This window comes from Streptomyces sp. NPDC029292 (assembly GCF_055569295.1).
The window spans coordinates 292,399-307,409 of the sequence record NZ_JBVHXR010000007.1 but is presented as its reverse complement, the minus strand read 5'-3'; the positions used below and the strand labels follow the sequence as shown (position 1 = coordinate 307,409).

The 15,011-nt window shown below is 72.2% G+C and carries 12 protein-coding genes and 2 pseudogenes; 6 read left to right on the top strand and 8 right to left on the bottom strand.

What is annotated here, in order from left to right:
* Positions 1–669 (top strand): potassium-transporting ATPase subunit C, encoded by a 669-nt coding sequence (locus ACZ4WS_RS18490; protein WP_467981580.1) that lies wholly within the window; start codon positions 1–3, stop codon positions 667–669.
* Positions 670–796: 127 nt separating this feature from the next.
* Here ACZ4WS_RS18490 and ACZ4WS_RS18485 read toward each other — a convergent pair whose 3' ends face one another.
* From ACZ4WS_RS18485 to ACZ4WS_RS18475, 3 genes are all read right to left on the bottom strand, one after another.
* The gene (locus tag ACZ4WS_RS18485) at positions 797–2,332 is read right to left on the bottom strand and encodes a sensor histidine kinase (protein WP_467981578.1); all 1,536 of its coding nucleotides are present in this window, start codon (positions 2,330–2,332) and stop codon (positions 797–799) included.
* 38 nt (positions 2,333–2,370) lie between these two features.
* Positions 2,371–3,138 (bottom strand): response regulator transcription factor, encoded by a 768-nt coding sequence (locus ACZ4WS_RS18480; RefSeq protein WP_467981576.1) that lies wholly within the window; start codon positions 3,136–3,138, stop codon positions 2,371–2,373.
* A gap of 222 nt (positions 3,139–3,360) precedes the next feature.
* Complete coding sequence (locus ACZ4WS_RS18475; protein ID WP_467981574.1) at positions 3,361–5,022, bottom strand: helix-turn-helix domain-containing protein; 1,662 nt, start codon at positions 5,020–5,022, stop codon at positions 3,361–3,363.
* 193 nt (positions 5,023–5,215) lie between these two features.
* Here ACZ4WS_RS18475 and ACZ4WS_RS18470 point away from each other — a divergent pair, with 193 nt between their 5' ends.
* From ACZ4WS_RS18470 to ACZ4WS_RS18460, 3 genes are read left to right on the top strand one after another with little or no spacing between them, the layout of a single operon-like run.
* A complete protein-coding gene (locus ACZ4WS_RS18470; RefSeq protein WP_467981573.1) occupies positions 5,216–6,607 on the top strand; it encodes a purine-cytosine permease family protein in 1,392 nt (463 codons plus the stop codon).
* 40 nt (positions 6,608–6,647) lie between these two features.
* Positions 6,648–7,124 (top strand): nucleoside deaminase, encoded by a 477-nt coding sequence (locus tag ACZ4WS_RS18465; protein WP_467981571.1) that lies wholly within the window; start codon positions 6,648–6,650, stop codon positions 7,122–7,124.
* A 31-nt stretch (positions 7,125–7,155) separates the two neighbouring features.
* Positions 7,156–8,490 (top strand): amidohydrolase family protein, encoded by a 1,335-nt coding sequence (locus tag ACZ4WS_RS18460; RefSeq protein ID WP_467981569.1) that lies wholly within the window; start codon positions 7,156–7,158, stop codon positions 8,488–8,490.
* 120 nt (positions 8,491–8,610) lie between these two features.
* Here the strand turns inward: ACZ4WS_RS18460 and ACZ4WS_RS18455 are convergent.
* The 3 genes and pseudogenes from ACZ4WS_RS18455 to ACZ4WS_RS18445 form a co-directional block, all read right to left on the bottom strand.
* Positions 8,611–9,360, bottom strand: a pseudogene (locus ACZ4WS_RS18455) (hypothetical protein); the annotation flags it as partial.
* A 535-nt stretch (positions 9,361–9,895) separates the two neighbouring features.
* Positions 9,896–10,894, bottom strand: a complete 999-nt coding sequence (locus tag ACZ4WS_RS18450) for a M56 family metallopeptidase (RefSeq protein WP_467981567.1) — start codon at positions 10,892–10,894, stop codon at positions 9,896–9,898.
* A gap of 14 nt (positions 10,895–10,908) precedes the next feature.
* The gene (locus ACZ4WS_RS18445) at positions 10,909–11,298 is read right to left on the bottom strand and encodes a BlaI/MecI/CopY family transcriptional regulator (protein ID WP_467981565.1); all 390 of its coding nucleotides are present in this window, start codon (positions 11,296–11,298) and stop codon (positions 10,909–10,911) included.
* Between the two features lie 271 nt (positions 11,299–11,569).
* On the opposite strand from ACZ4WS_RS18445, the gene ACZ4WS_RS18440 reads away from it, so the two are divergent.
* Positions 11,570–13,081 carry an MGDG synthase family glycosyltransferase gene (locus ACZ4WS_RS18440; RefSeq protein ID WP_467981564.1) on the top strand — a complete coding sequence of 504 codons (1,512 nt, stop codon included), beginning with the start codon at positions 11,570–11,572 and terminating at the stop codon, positions 13,079–13,081.
* Positions 13,078–13,824: a polysaccharide deacetylase family protein gene (locus ACZ4WS_RS18435; protein WP_467981562.1), complete on the top strand. Its 747-nt coding sequence runs from the start codon at positions 13,078–13,080 to the stop codon at positions 13,822–13,824. The genes ACZ4WS_RS18440 and ACZ4WS_RS18435 overlap by 4 nt, the downstream gene beginning before the upstream one ends.
* Before the next feature lie 12 nt (positions 13,825–13,836).
* On the opposite strand, the gene ACZ4WS_RS18430 is transcribed toward ACZ4WS_RS18435, so the two are convergent.
* Both ACZ4WS_RS18430 and ACZ4WS_RS18425 read right to left on the bottom strand, forming a co-directional pair.
* On the bottom strand, positions 13,837–14,520 hold the full coding sequence (locus tag ACZ4WS_RS18430; protein ID WP_467981561.1) for a class F sortase: 684 nt from the start codon (positions 14,518–14,520) through the stop codon (positions 13,837–13,839).
* Between the two features lie 137 nt (positions 14,521–14,657).
* Positions 14,658–15,011, bottom strand: a pseudogene (locus ACZ4WS_RS18425) (hypothetical protein); the annotation flags it as partial.

Sequence of the window (15,011 nt, the reverse complement as noted above, 5' to 3'; positions counted from 1 at the left end):
ATGAACAACTCGGTTACGAACACTGCCCGGTTGCTCTGGGCCGGCCTGCGAGCCCTCCTGGTGCTCACCGTGGTGACGGGCGTCCTCTACCCGCTCGCCGTCACCGGCGTCGCCCAGGGGATCTTCCCCGACAAGGCGAACGGCTCGGAGATCAAGGCGGACGGCAAGGTCGTCGGCTCCTCCCTCATCGGCCAGGCCTACAACCTGCCGCTGAAGAAGGGCCAGGAGACTCCGGAGCCCGACCTCAAGTGGTTCCAGGGCCGTCCGCAGAACGGCCTCGGCACCAACAGCGTCAACACCCAGTACAGCCTGATCCTGTCCGGCGCCACCAACCGTTCGGGTGACAACGCCGACCTGATCAAATGGGTCAAGGACGCCAAGGTCGCGGTCATCAAGGACAACTCGACCCCGGACTACAAGGTCAAGGCCTCCGACGTACCCGCCGACGCGGTGACGTCCTCCGGCTCCGGCCTGGACCCGGCCATCTCCCCGGACTACGCGGACATCCAGGTGCACCGCATCGCGGAGAAGAACGGCCTGTCCGTCGCCCAGGTCCACAAGCTCGTCGACGAGCACACCACCGGCCGCGCCCTCGGCTTCATCGGCGAGCCCACCGTCAACGTCCTCGAACTCAACATCGCGCTCAGGGAACTCGTGGCGAAGAGCTGACGGCCTTGTCCTCAAACGCCGGACGGGCTGAGTTCAGCCCCTCCGGCGTTTGAGGAGCGGGGTCTGGGGCGGAGCCCCAGGATGGGACGGGCAGGGGCGGAGGGGGCGAAGAAACCACCACGCGGCCCTAGGGAACAGGCCTCCCCGGGAGGACGAGCCGGAACGTGCAGCCCTGGCCGGGGGCGGTGTCCAGTTCCAGGCGGCCGGCGTGGCCCTGGGCGATGGCGGCGGCGATGGCGAGGCCGAGACCGCTGCCGCCCTGGTCACGGGAGCGCGCCGGGTCGACACGGTAGAAGCGTTCGAAGACGCGCTGGGCGTCCTCGGGGGCCAGGCCCGGACCTTCGTCGGCGATCTCCAGGACGCTGACGGGGGCGCCGTACGGCAGAGGCGGTGACGCGCTGGCGCGGCCGGGGCTGTGCACGCCGACGGAGCCGGGGCCCGTCCGGGCCGTTCCTACGCGTACGTGCACGGGGGTGCCCGGAGGAGTGTGGGTGCGCGCGTTGGACAGGAGGTTCTCGACGACCTGCCGCAAACGGTGCGGATCGCCGACGGTCTCGGCCAGCTCCAGCTCCTCCGCACCCATGGCGAGGGGCTCCAGGGCGATCGGACGCCCCGGAGCGCTCAGGGCCGCGGCGCTGACGGCGTCGGCGGCCAGCGAAAGGAGGTCGACGGGCATCCGGCGGTAGGCGGGTTCCTGGTCGAGCTTGGCGAGGAGTTGGAGGTCGTCGACGAGCAGGCTCATACGCTCCGCGTTCTGCGCGATCAGCCGGTTCGCCTCGCGTCGGCCCGCCGCGGGCTGTCGCTCGTGGCGCAGGGCGAGTTCGGCGAAGCCCTGGATCGTGGTGAGCGGCGTCCGTAGTTCGTGGCCGGCGTCGGCGACGAAGCGGCGCAGCCTGGCCTCGGAGGCCTCACGTTCGCGCAGCGCACCCTGGAGCCGTTCGAGCATCGTGTTCAGGACACCTCCGAGCCGCCCCGTCTCGGTGTGCGGGCCGGTGTCGGGCAGCCGCAGGTCGAGGTTGCCGTCGGTGATGTCCTGGGCGGCGCGTTCCATCCGGGTCAGCGGGAGCAGCCCGAGCCGTACCACCCAGCGGCCGAGCAGCACCACGCCGGTGACGGTGAGGGCGAGCAGTACGCCGTCCACCAGGAGGATCTTGGAGGTGGCGCCGTCCACGGTGTCCATGGGCAGCGCGACGACCGCCTTCATGCCGTCCGGGCCGTTCCGCAGCACGACCCGCCAGTGGCCGCCCCCCGAGGTGGCGGGCACGGACGTGGGCTGTCCCTCCGTCAGACGGAGGCCGCCGGCGGAGGACGGCAGGTCGGGCTCCGACGGCTGCGGGTCGCCGAGCGAGGCGCTCAGGAGGCGGCCGTCGGAGTCGTAGAAGTAGACCCGGAAGTCGGAGGGCAGGGATCCGGGCGTGGTGAACCTGCTCGGGAACCCCCGCTTGCTCACCGCGTCCTCGTACGCCTTGCGGTGGGTGCGGTAGCCGGTGAGCTGGTCGTCGACGCTGTCCATCAGCCAGGAACGCAGCACGACGAAGCCGACGACCTCGGCGGCCAGCACCGCGGCGGTGGCGACGACGGTGATGCCGAGGACGAGACGGCGGCGCAGGGAGGTGGGGCGCCGGAGCGGGCCGCGGCACCTCCCAAGGCTTGTGCGCCGCACGGAGAAGGGCTGTTTCCGCCACACGGAGAAAGGCCTCTTCACCGGTCGGCGGCCTGGACGTGATGGTGGTCGCGCGGCAGCCGCAGGCAGTACCCGATCCCGCGGACCGTGTGGATCAGCGACGGCTCGACGCAGTCGATCTTCTTGCGCAGGTACTTCACATACGTCTCGACGATGCGGGCGTCACCGGCGAAGTCGTAGCCCCACACGTGCTGCACGATCTGCGTCCGGCTCAGCACCCGGTTGGCGTTGGCCATGAGATAGGCGAGCAGATGGAACTCGGTGGGGGAGAGCGGAACATACCGCTCCGCGCGGTGCACTTCGTAAGCATCCTCGTCGAGTCGGAGGTCGGCGAAGAGCAGGACGTTCGTCTCGCCCGCCGCGCCGGACGCCGCCTCCTCGGCGTTGGTGCGGCGCAGGATCGCCTGGATCCGCAGCAGCACCTCCTCGAGGCTGAACGGCTTGGTGACATAGTCGTCACCGCCGGCGCTCAGCCCGGCGATCCGGTCGGACACGTCGGTGCGCGCCGTCAGGAAGAGCACGGGGGTGTCCTTGCCCGCCGCCCGCATCGCCCGCGTGACCGCGAAGCCGTCCAGGTCGGGCAGCATCACGTCGAGCAGCACCAGATCGGGGCCGAACCGCTCCATCTCCAGCAGCGCGGACGCGCCGGAGTCCGCGCTGCTCACCTCGTAGCCGGTGAGCCGCAGGGTGGATTCCAGCAGGGTGCGGATGCTCGCCTCGTCCTCCACGACGAGGAGCCGGTGCCGCTTCTTGGGCGCGGAGTGCGGCGCGGAGTGCTCGGCCATGGCGCCGACTCTCTCCCGCGTTCATGAGCGTCGGCTTGCAGAAGTCTGGGGGTTTCCTGAGAGCCGCCCATGCGGAAGGCCCCGGACTCCTCCACTGTGGGAGTCCGGGGGCCGCCCCGTGTATGACTGAGACTGGGCTCCACGAGGTGCTTCGCACGTTAGGGACGGCCCGTGGGAGACCCCGGGAAGAATGCTGGGAGATCCATGTGGATCGGCCCCCGGTCAGGTGATGCTGAGCGCCAGGCAGAAGTCCACGCGGTCGCGCAGGGTCGCCAGGCTGTGGCCGGTGAGTTGCTCGACCCGCTGGAGGCGGTAGCGCAGGGTGTTGACGTGCACGTGGAGCTGCTCGGCACAGCGGTGCCAGGAGCCCGACGCGTCGAGGAAAGCGGTCAGGGTGCCCACGAGATCGCTGCGGTGCTCGGCGTCGTACCGCTCCAGGACCCCGACGAGCCGCTCCCGGTAGAGCCTGCGCACGTCGTCGGGGACGGAGGCGAGCAGCAGCAGGTACGAGGAGAGGTCGTCGCCCGTCGCGGTCCGGACGGTGCCGGTGCCCAGGCAGGCGATGCGGTGGGCGTGCCGCGCCTCGTCGAGGGAGCGGCGCAGCCCGGCCGCTCCGGTGGCGGGGCTCCCGGTGCCGAGGGCGGCCCGGCCGTGGGTGAGGAGGGGGGCGAGGCGGGTGGCGGCTTCTTCGAGGCGGGCGGAGATACCGATGGCGGACCGGTGGTGGTCCGCGTCGCCGGCCGGCACCGGCGTCACATGCCCCCCGTCCTCGCCGACCGGTACGGGCGTGACATGACCCCCGGCCTCGTCGGCCGGTGCCGGCGTGAAACGACCCCCGTCCTCGTCGGCCGGCGCCAGCATCAGATACCCCTCGTCCTCCGCGATCGGTGTCGAACACCCCGGTACCTGGTCGAAGACGTCCTCCAGGACGACCGCCGCGAGCTCGGCGCCGTACGGGCTGCCGGTCGTGCTGACGTACACCGCGGTGAGCGGCGCGTCCGGGTCGAGGCCGAGGCTGCGCAGCCGTCCCTCGGCCGCGTCGGTGCGGCCCTCCCGGACGAGATCGACGGACTCGCGCAGGAAGCGTTCCTCGATACGGCGGCGTTCCTGGCGGGCCACCCGGTCCATCGCGAGCAGTGCGCACACCTCGGCGGCGGCGTCCGCGACGCCGGGCGCCCAGTCGCGGAAGTCGCCGGCCGCGGCGAGGTAGGCGGCGGGCGGGCGGTGGGCGACCGGGGACTGCACGGGGAAGAAGGTGAGGTGACCGCCGCCGGGCACGGGCTGCACGGAGGGGAAGGTGCCCGCGGCGAGCGCGTCGCGGTGCGCCCGCTCCAGGTGGCGGCCGGTCACCTCGGGCACGCCACCGGCCGTGGGCCGTCCCGTCGCGGACAGCACCGCGCACCACACGCCGGTGGCCCGCGCGAACACCTCGACCAGCCCCTCGGGCCCCGCCCCGGACGCCATGCTGGCGACCAGCCCGCGGTGCAGGTCCGCGCCCGGTGAACGGCGGGCGGGGCCGGCGAGCGCGGCGAGGACGGTGTCGGTGAGGGCGGCGTACGACACGTCGTCGCCGACCGTGAACAGCGCGAGCCCGTGCCGCTCGCAGGCCTGCGCGAGCGCGCCGGGGAGCGTGCCGATCCCGGCCGTACCGGCGACCAGCGCGGCGGCGCCCGCGCCCGCGAGCGCGGCCACGAACACGTCGGCGTCGCGCGGCTCCCGGTACCAGGTGGTGGAGGTGAGGACGAGTTCCCCGCCGTCGAGGTAGCGGCCGGGGTCGGGGAGGTCGGTGGTGTAGACGCCGCGGACGTGGGGGGTGCGGGAGCCGCCCGGCGTGACGGGGACGAGTCCGAGGCGGGGTATGCCGAGGAGTTCGGTCAGCAGCATCGGTGGTCGTCCCTTCGATGTGTGTTACGGACGTGCACACCGGCGGGCACGGGGTTTGGAGAACAGTACAGGCCGAGGCCTCCTCTGCCGCCTGTCCTCTTGTAGGGCGGTGCAGGTCCCCGCACACCGCGCGGCGAGTTCACTGAGGGGCACCCCGCCCGAGCCGCATGCCCCCTTCCGTGAGGAGACCGCCGTGCGCGCCGAACCCACCCCGTCCGCTCCGGCCGAGAAGCCCTTCAGTGTCGAGCAGGCCGGTGCCGAACCCGTACCGCCCGACCGCAGACACGGCCGCCCCTGGTCCCTGTTCACGCTGTGGTTCGGCGCGAACGTGCAGTTCGCGACGCTCAGCGTGGGCGCCCTGTCGACGTCCGTCTTCGGCCTCGACCTGCTTCCGGCGATCCTCGCCGTCACGCTCGGCACCCTGCTCAGCTCGGCTCTGGTAGGCCTGTTCTCCACCCGCGGCCCGCTCACCGGGGTCCTTCAACTCATCCAGTCCCGGGGCCCGTTCGGGCGTCTCGGCAATCTTCCCTCCGCCGCGTTCACCGTCGTCAACGGCGTCGGCTGGTGCGTGGTCGACACCCTGCTCGGCATCTTCATCCTGCGCGATCTGACGGGCATGGGCTTCGCGCCCGCCCTCCTGCTCATGGCCGCGGCCCAGCTGGCGATCGCGGTCATCGGCTACCGGATGATCCACTATGTGGAGCGCGCCCTCGCCGTCCTCCTGGTCGTCGTCTTCGCGGTCGTGTCGGTGTACGGCTTCGGCGACGCGCACGCCGCCGCTCCGGTCAAGCCCTTCGCCGGGACCACCGCCGCGTTCCTGCTCGTCGTCGCGGTCACCGCGGCCCGTGTCATCGGCTGGTCCGCGTACGCCTCCGACTACAGCCGCTACCTCCCGGCCGGCTCCGCGCCGAAGCGGGTCTTCCTCGCGGCGGGCGGCGGCAGCGCGGTCGCCGGGGTGTGGATCGGCGCCCTGGGCGCGGCGATCGGCACGGCGGGCGCGGTGGACAACCCGAGCTCGATGGTGAGCGGCCTGCTGCCGGACGCCCTCGGCACCGTCGTGCTCCTCTCGCTCCTCCTGTCGACGCTCGCCTCGACCGTCATCGACCTGTACTCGGGCGCGATGGCCGCGCTCGTCGCCGGGTTCACCATCCCGCGCTGGGTGTCGGTCCTGGTCGTCGGCGGCCTCGGAACGGCCCTGTCCTGGTACGCCGGACACGGCGACTTCGCCCAGCAGCTCCAGGACTTCCTCCTCATGACCGGCTACTGGCTGGCCCCCTGGGCCGCGGTGACCATCGCCGCGTACTGGTGGCGCGAGCGCGGCACCTACGGACTCCATCAGCTGTACGACGTCGGTCACCGCTTCGGCTGGGGGCTCCCGGCGGTGCTGCTCGCGCTCCTCGTCGAGATCCCCTTCATGAACCAGTCCTTCTACACCGGCCCGCTCGCCGAGGCCCACCCGGCGATCGGCCCGCTGGGGCTGTTCGTGGGGTTCGCGGTGGCGGGAGCGGCGTACGCGGGGCTGGCGGCGTGGCGTCCGGCACCGGTCGCGGCCGTGGAGCCCCGGGTGCCGGTGGCCGCCGAATAACCCATTCCCGTACGACAGTTGATCCCTCGAAGGAGCCGCAGTGCACCCCACACCCGCAGACGAGAAGTTCCTGACCCGGGCGATCGAACTCGCCGCCCGCGCCCGCCGGGACGGCAACCATCCCTTCGGCTCGCTGCTCGTCCTCGACGGCTCGGCGGTCCTGGAGGCGGGCAACACGGTGGTGACGGAGCGGGACGCGACCGGCCACGCCGAGACCAATCTTGTACGGCTGGCGACGCGGACGTACCGCCGCGAGGAGCTGGCCGAGGCCACGCTCTACACCAGCACCGAACCCTGCGCGATGTGCGCGGGAGCCGTGTACTGGAGCGGCATCGGGCGGGTCGTCTACGCCCTCGGGGAGGACGAACTCCTCGCCCTCACCGGCGCGAACGAGGAGAACCCGACGATGGCGCTGCCCTGCCGCGAGGTGTTCGCGGCCGGGCAGCGGCCGGTCGAGGTGGTCGGACCGTGCCTGCGGGAGCGGGCGGAATCCGTGCACGCCGACTTCTGGAACTGACCACCCGCAAGCCTTTGTCAGGAGACATCCCATGACCCGCACCCGTACGTTGATCCGCAACGGCATCGTCATTCCCTGCGAAGGCCGCAAGACGGTCCTCGACCCCGGTTCGGTCCTCGTCGAGGACGGCAGGATCGTCGCGGTCGGCACGGTGGAGGAGCTGGACGGGGCCGATGCTGAGGTCGTCGACGTCACCGGCCACGCCGTGATCCCCGGCCTGCACAACACCCACCTCCACTCGGGCCTGTTGCGCGGCACGGCCGAGTCCAAGTCCCTGTGGGACTGGCTGCGCGACTACGTCGACCCCGCCCACAAGGCGCTCACCCCCGAGATCGCCGAGGCGGCGTCGCTGCTCTGCTACACGGAGTCGCTACGCGCGGGCACGACCTCGGTGATGGACATGTGGCGCCACATGGAGGGTTCGGCGCACGCGGCCGAACGGGTGGGCATCCGGGCGACGCTGGTCCCGTACGTGGCGGACCTGCCGGGCTACGACTACTTCGAGACCCTCGAAACCAACCGCCGCCTCCTCGACCACTACCGCACATACGCGAACGACCGCGTCCGCTCCTGGGTGGGTCTGGAGCACCTCTTCTACTGCTCCGCCGAGGCCTTCAAGGCGGCGGCCGCGCTCGCCGACGAGTACGACACCGGCCTGCACACCCACTCCTCCGAGACGATCTGGGAAGTGGAGGAGTCCCTGCGGCAGTTCGGCCGTCGCCCGATCGAGGAGTTCTACAACCGGGGCATCCTCGGCCCGCGCACGGTCGTCGCCCACTGCGTCTGGCTGGACGACCGCGAGATCGAACTCCTCGCGCAGACCGGCACCAGCGTCGCGCACTGCCCGTGCTCCAACATGAAGCTCTCCTCGGGCCCGGCCCGCGTCATCGACATGCGCCGCAAGGGCATCGCGGTGGGCCTGGGCAGCGACGGCGAGAAGGAGAACAACAACCTGGACCTCCTGGAGGAGATGAAGTTCGCCTCGCTGCTGCAGAAGGTCTCCACGCTCGACCCGACGACGGGTGACCCGTGGGACATCCTGACGATGGCCACCCTGGAGGGCGCCCGAGCCCTGGGCCTGGACTCCGTGACGGGTTCCCTGGAGCCGGGCAAGAAGGCCGACATCGTCACCGTCGACCTTCGCAAGCTCCACACCACCCCCCTCCTGCACGGCGAGGACTTCAACGCGGTCGCACACCTGGTGTTCTCCTCGGGCGCGGCGGACGTCGACCACGTGTGGGTGGACGGCCGTCAACTGGTCGCGGGCGGTGAGGTGTTGAGCATCGACACCGAACGGGTGCGGTTGGAGGCTCAGTCTGCGGCGGAAGAACTCTTCGCCCGCCGCGCGGCGTTGCCCCGAAACTGACCGCATGACCGATCCTGCCGTATGGAATGCACCACCGCGTCTTGTCTGGCCGACGGCGGCGGTGCGGGACTCGTATCTCGCCGGTGAGCTGGCCGACTGCGTGGCCGAGGGACGCAGCGCCCAGTCGGCGACGGTTGGCGCCAGCTCGGCGACCTCACGGCGGGACAGGATCAGCCTGCGGTCGACGATCCGCAGCGAGGAGAGGATGACGACGGCCTGGGGGTCGGCGTCGTCGAGGCCCAGTGGGGGAGGCGGCGACGCGGTTCCTGCCCCGGGCGAGGCCGGTGCGGCGGGCGAGGGTGATGTGGCGGGGGCGGGTGAGGCCGGTGCGCCGGGTGAGGGAGCGGCCGGTGAGAGGCCGTCGGCGGTGGGTGCGGGTGGCGCGCTGGGGCGGGGTGCGTGTGCCGGTGGGCCTTCGGCGGTGGATTTCCGTGGCTGGACCGGCTGGACCGGCTGGACCGCCTGGATCGCCTGGATCGGCCGGACCGGCCGGTCGGGCGGTGGGGTCGGTTGCCCCTGGCCATGCGGTACGTCGTAGAAGTAGGTCCGCGTACGCACCTGACCGTCGGGCCCGCGCTCGCGCCGCCGCTCCAGGTGTCCGGAGGCCTCCAACTCCCGTAGCGCCCGGGAGATGAGGATCTCCCCTTCGTCGAAGTGGGCGCAGAGCGCGCTGATGCTGACGAGGGCTCCGTCGGGCAGCGAGAGGATGTAGGCCGCGACACCGACGGTCACCGCGCTACCGCCGCGCTGCGCAAGGGCGTTGGCGATCACGGTGAAGTTGGCGGTGAGGCGGGTACGGACGTGGATCACGCCGGATGTCGGTGCTCCGGCGTCGACGCGCAGGGGCGCGTTAGACTGCGGCTCAGCCATCGGGAAGCTCGATTCTTCCTGAACGGTCAGGCCCTCGATCAGGATTGCAGTCCTGGCCGGGGGCCGTCGTCTGTGTGGAGTTGTCGTCCGGGAACGTAACCCTCCGTCGCCACTCATCGCAACCGGGTCACTCCTGAGGGTGAACAGGTGGGCGGGGGAGGGCGGTTGGTTCTTTCCTCATTTGGTTCTTGGGGGGACGTCGTGGCCCGCCGGACCCCCGCGCACGAGGGCTCGGCGCCTCCGGGCCGCCGACCGGGACCGGTGCCCCGTCGACTGCCCATCGGTTCGGCTCAGCCGCGGTGACGGTCTTTCAACTCGCTTATGAACGCGGTCCAGGAGCCCGCCGCGCGCTGGGGGACGGCGCCCCGTGAGCCCATCGGGAAGACGGTGTGGGCGGAAGTCGTGGCGGACGCGCCGGAAGCCGGGTGACCCGGGAACCGCCGTGGTGGCCGGCCGGGATCGAGGCCGCTCGGATGTGGTCCTGGTCGTCTGTCGGCCCTGGTCTGTCGGCCTGTTCGGGCTGTTGGGCGGACCGTCAGTGAGCCGCGTGCCCTGTCGGGAGGGCGGCGCCGAGGTGGTGCGGACCGTGGTGGGCGATGCCGACCACTTCCAGCAGTTCGTCGAGGTCGTTGGTGGCCGTGACGGTGGAGACGACGGTGAGGGCCAGGAGCGCCGTGGTGGCGAGGGTGAGGCCGGGGCGGCGGGTGAGGGGTGGGGCGAGGAGGGCGGCGACGCGGCGGGGGACCGGGCCCGCGGCGGCGAGCGGGCCCCGGCGGCCGAGGATGCCGCGGAAGCCGAGGGTGGCGGGCCGCAGGGCTGTGGGGGTGCCGTGGGCGGCCAGGGCCGCCTTGCCGACCGCGCGGGCGACCCGGGTGCGGTCACCGGTGGCGTGGACGGCCTGCTCGTCGGCCCAGCGTTCCACGGTGTAGGTGACGGCGGTGGCCAGGGGGCGCAGGAGGGGATTGGCGGCGGCGCCCAGTCCGGCCAGGGAGACGAACAGGTAGTGGTGGCAGGACAGGTGGGCGCGCTCGTGGGCGAGCAGGATGTCGTGCTCGGCCTTGTCCAGGGTGCGCAGCATGCCCGTGGAGACGACGACACGGCCGGGCAGTCCGGGCAGCGCGTACGCGTCCGGGGCGTCGTCCTCGACGATCACGAGACCGTTGGGCGTGGGCATGCACGCGGCCTCCCACATGGCGGAGGCGAGCGACCGGGCGCGGCGGAAGAGCATGCGGCCCGCCGTGAACAGCGCGACGCCGAGCAGCAGTCCGGCGAGGAGCGCGACGGGCGGTTCGGCGGGGTCGTAGAGCTGGGCGGTGCGTGCCGACCAGTGGCCGAGGGTGGCGAGGAGCGGGACGTCGATCAGGCCGGTGATGGCCAGCAGTCCCAGGGAGATGGTGGTCGCCGTGCCGAGTATCAGCGCGGAGGCGGTGAGCAGCCAGGTGGCCAGCCGGGGTTCGCAGCGTTCGGCGAGCGGGCGGGCGCCGAGCGGGGCGATCACGGAAAGCAGCAGCGGGAGATAGACGGCGATGCGCATCCGGCCGGGCCCCTCTACCGGTCGCTGTCCGCGTCGGGGCCCAGCAGCTGGCGCAGCAGGTCCGCGTCCGTGTCGGACAGGCTGTCGGCGAAGCGGGCCAGGACCGCCTCGCGGTCGGGGCGTTCCTCCAGGACGGTGCGCATCCGGCGGGCGGCGAACCCGGGGTCGTCGGTGACGGGCGCGTAGGCGTAGGCGCGGCCGCGCCGGGTGCGGTTGAGCAGCTGCTTGGTGTGCATCCGGGTGAGGATCGTGACCACGCTGCTGTACGTCAGCTCGCCACCGAGGAGTTCGGCGACCTCGCCCGGGGTCAGTGCGCCATCGGCCTGCTGGAGGAGCGCGAGGATCTCGGCCTCCCGCTCGCCGTTGGCCCGCTTCGAGCCCCGTCCCTGTGAATCGCCGCTCATGGGGTTTGTCGTTCCCTCGCCCATCTTCTACAGTCGTGTAGAACTTCTACGGCGGTGTAAATGCTGCCGTGGTCCGAGTCTGCCATGCGCGCGTGCCCCGGGGAAAGCTCCGTATCTCCGGGCGGACGCCGGGATCAACTCCGTATCCCCAGGTGGGCCCCAGGAACGGCGGTCACCCCGCACCCCTGCTCGACCGCGCTGCCCGACCGCTTTGTCCGCCACGCCCACCGCACCCCCGTCGCACCCTCATCACTTCGGAGGCTGATCCGCTGTGCCCTACCTCGACAATCCGGCGGACGGACAGGCGGGTGCGCCGTTCTCCGTGGACCTCGGCGGCCCGGGCCCGCGGCGGATCGCCGTCATATCCGCCGGCATGGGAGCCGGGCACGACGGTGCCGCGACCGAACTCACCCGCCATCTCACGGCGGCGGGCTTCCTCGTCGACCGGCACGACTTCCTCGACCTGCTGCCCGCCGGCATTGGCAAGCTGCTCTGCGGCGCCTACCACCGGCTGCTGACCTGGGCCCCCGCCGGCTATCAGCGCATCTACGCCGCCACCGAGCACGACCGGCGTCCCAGTCTCGCGGTACGGGCCCTGCTGCGCGGTGCGGAACGCCGCACCCTGGCCACCGTCACCCCCGACACCCGCGCGGTCGTCTCCACCTACCCCGGTGCCAGTCAGGTCCTGGGCGCCCTGCGGCTGCGCGGCCGGCTCGCGATACCGGCCGCCACCTACCTCACCGACTTCTCCGTCCACTCCCTCTGGGTGGCACCCGGCATGGACGCCCACCTCGCGGCCCACGCGATACCCGCCGCCCAGGCGCACGAGCAGGGCGCCGCGGGCGTCACCGTGACCGGCCCGATGACCGACCCGCGGTTCACCCCGGCCACCGACGACGACCGGCGCGCCGCCCGCGCCCGCTTCGACCTGCCCGAGGACGCGCCGCTGGCCCTGCTGGTCGCCGGTTCGTGGGGAGTCGGCCCGGTACGGGAGGCCGCCGCCGAGATCCTCGAAACCGGGGTCGCGCTGCCGGTCGTGGTGTGCGGACGCAACCACGCGCTCGCCGAGCGGCTGCGCGCCGACGGCATCCCCCACGTCCACGAGTGGGTCGACGACATGCCCGGCCTGATGCACGCCTGCGACGTCCTCGTCCAGAACGCGGGCGGGCTCACCTCGCTCGAGGCGCTCGCCAGCGGACTCCCGGTCGTCAGCTACCGCTGCATCCCCGGCCACGGCCAGACCAACGCCGCCGCGCTCGACGAGGCGGGCCTGGCCCCCTGGATCCGCGAGCCGCACGACCTGGCGCCGACACTGACCGAACTCCTGCACGGCCCGCGCGGCCAGGAGCAGCGCGCGGCGGGCCTCGCCCTGTACACCTCCGCGGCGTCCGGGCCCGCGCAGACCGTCGCCGCACTGGCCCGCCGCCCGCTGTCGGCCGTACCGCCGCGGGTGCCACGCCGGTTGTCGGCCATTCCGCCGCAGACGCGCCGCCGGTTGTCGGCCGGACGGCTGGGGATGCCGGGGCGGCAGGTGGACGTGCCGTCGGAGGTGCTGGGGGACCCGGTCGCCGTCGCCCGGCTCGGGTCGCGGGCGAACCCGGTCGCCGTCGCCCGGCTCGGGGCGACGCCCCGTCAGGCCCGGCGTCGGATGATCCTTATGACCGCCGCCGTGGCGGCCACCGTGTCGATGGGCATCGGTGCCCCGCTCGCCGACGCCATCAGTGAAGCCCCCGGCCACCACCTCGGCGCGCTCACCCACTACTTGGAAGACGACGGCCGATGAGACCAGGTCAACTGGCGCGCACCGCCGGGCGGGCCGGGGCGATGGCCCTGCCCGCGCTCGCCGCCCTCCACGCCGCACCGGTGATCTCCACCTTCGGCCCGCTGCGCAACCGGACCATGCCCCGGCTGGCCGGACGCGGCCGTCCCGACCACGTGGCCCTCACCTTCGACGACGGCCCCGACCACCTCTCCACCCCGCACTTCCTGCGCCTGCTGGACGCCCGAGGGGTCCGCGCCACGTTCTTCCTCCTCGGCTCGATGCTGGCCCACTCACCCGGCCTGGCCAAGGAGTTGGCCGCCGAGGGGCACGAGATCGGCATCCACGGCTGGCACCACCGCCCGCTGCTGCTGCGCGGCCCCCGTGCCACGTACGACGACCTCGCCCGCGCCCGTGACGCCGTGGCCGACGTCATCGGCCGCCCGCCTGCCCTGTTCCGGCCGCCGTACGGGGTGATGAACACGTCGTCCCATCTCGCCTGCCGCCGTCTCGGGCTGACCCCGGTCCTGTGGACGGCCTGGGGCGAGGACTGGCGCAAACGGGCCACACCGGAGTCGGTCCACCGCACCGTCACCCGCGACCTCTCCGGCGGCGGCACCCTCCTGCTGCACGACTCCGACTGCACCTCCACGCCCGGCTCGTGGCGCACCACCCTCGCCGCCCTGCCCCGCATCCTCGATACCTGCGAGGCTCATGGCTGGGAGATCGGGCCGCTGCGCGAGCACGGAGTCCCGGGCACCCGCTGACGTGACTTCGGTTCAGAGGAGGTGGGCGAAGACCACCAGGTTTTCGGTGTAGTCCTTCGCGGTGTGGTCGTAGTCACCGGCGCAGGTGATCAACCGGACCTGGGCGTCGGGGGTGTCGGCGTACACGCGCTGGTCGGGGAAGTCGTCCTTCTCGAAGGTCTCGGCACTGTCGACCACGAAACGCGCCGTACGCCCGTCTGCCCGTTCGACGTCGAACTTGTCCCCCTTTTCCAGGTCGCTGAGCCCGGCGAACACAGCCGGTGCCGTTGTCGTGTCGACATGCCCGGCGATGATCGCGGCACCCTTCTCACCCGGGGTCACGCCGTCGGCATACCAGCCGACCAGGTTCACGTCGTCGGCGTCCGGGGGCTGGAGCTGGTCCGACGGGCCGACGGTGAGCTCGGTGAACGGGGCGTCCACCTCGATCTTCGGGATGAGCAGCCGCGTCGGCACGGACGGCGGCAGATGCTTTCTCGACTTCGACGCGGGTCGCGCGGCCGACAAGGAGGACTGCGCGGGCGCCGCCGCGGAATAAGGCTTGGACGAGGCGTGGGTCGCGTTGTCATGGCTGCCGAGCAGGCTCAGCGCCAGCACCAGGATTCCGATGCACCACACGATCAACGGCACGCGAGGCCGCGAGCCCTGACCGGGCGGCCCGGACTCGGTCTCGGCGGGGGAGGACAACCGGGATGCCATCGGGCACCACCTCACTAGGACAGGGCAGCAGAGCGGGCACAGCTATAGGTACGGGCACAGCAATGAGTAGGAGAGCCAACCGGGCCGCCGCGAGGCGTGCAGGCGGCGGCCCCGGCTGCTATGTCGTCAGGCATTGGTCACGACACACCGCCTTCCGCGTTCCTGCGGCGCAGCGCGTACGCGCCCGCGGCGCCGACTGCCAGGACCGCCAGGCCGCCGGCCGTCATACCCGGCGCGGAGAGCGCGCCGCCGCCGGTGTGGATGCCGCCGCTGGGCTTGCCGTAGCCGGAGTCCGAGTCGTCGTTGCCGTAGCCGGAGCCGGAGTCGTCCTTGCCGGAGCCGGAGCCGTAGCCGGAGTCGTCCTTGCCTGAGCCGGAGCCCGAGTCGTCCTTGCCGGAGCCGGAGCCCGAGGAGTCCTTGTAGGTCTCCGGGTCGAACTTTTTGTCGTCCTTGTCGAAGTCGTCGCCGCTCTTGATGGTGGCCAGTGCGCC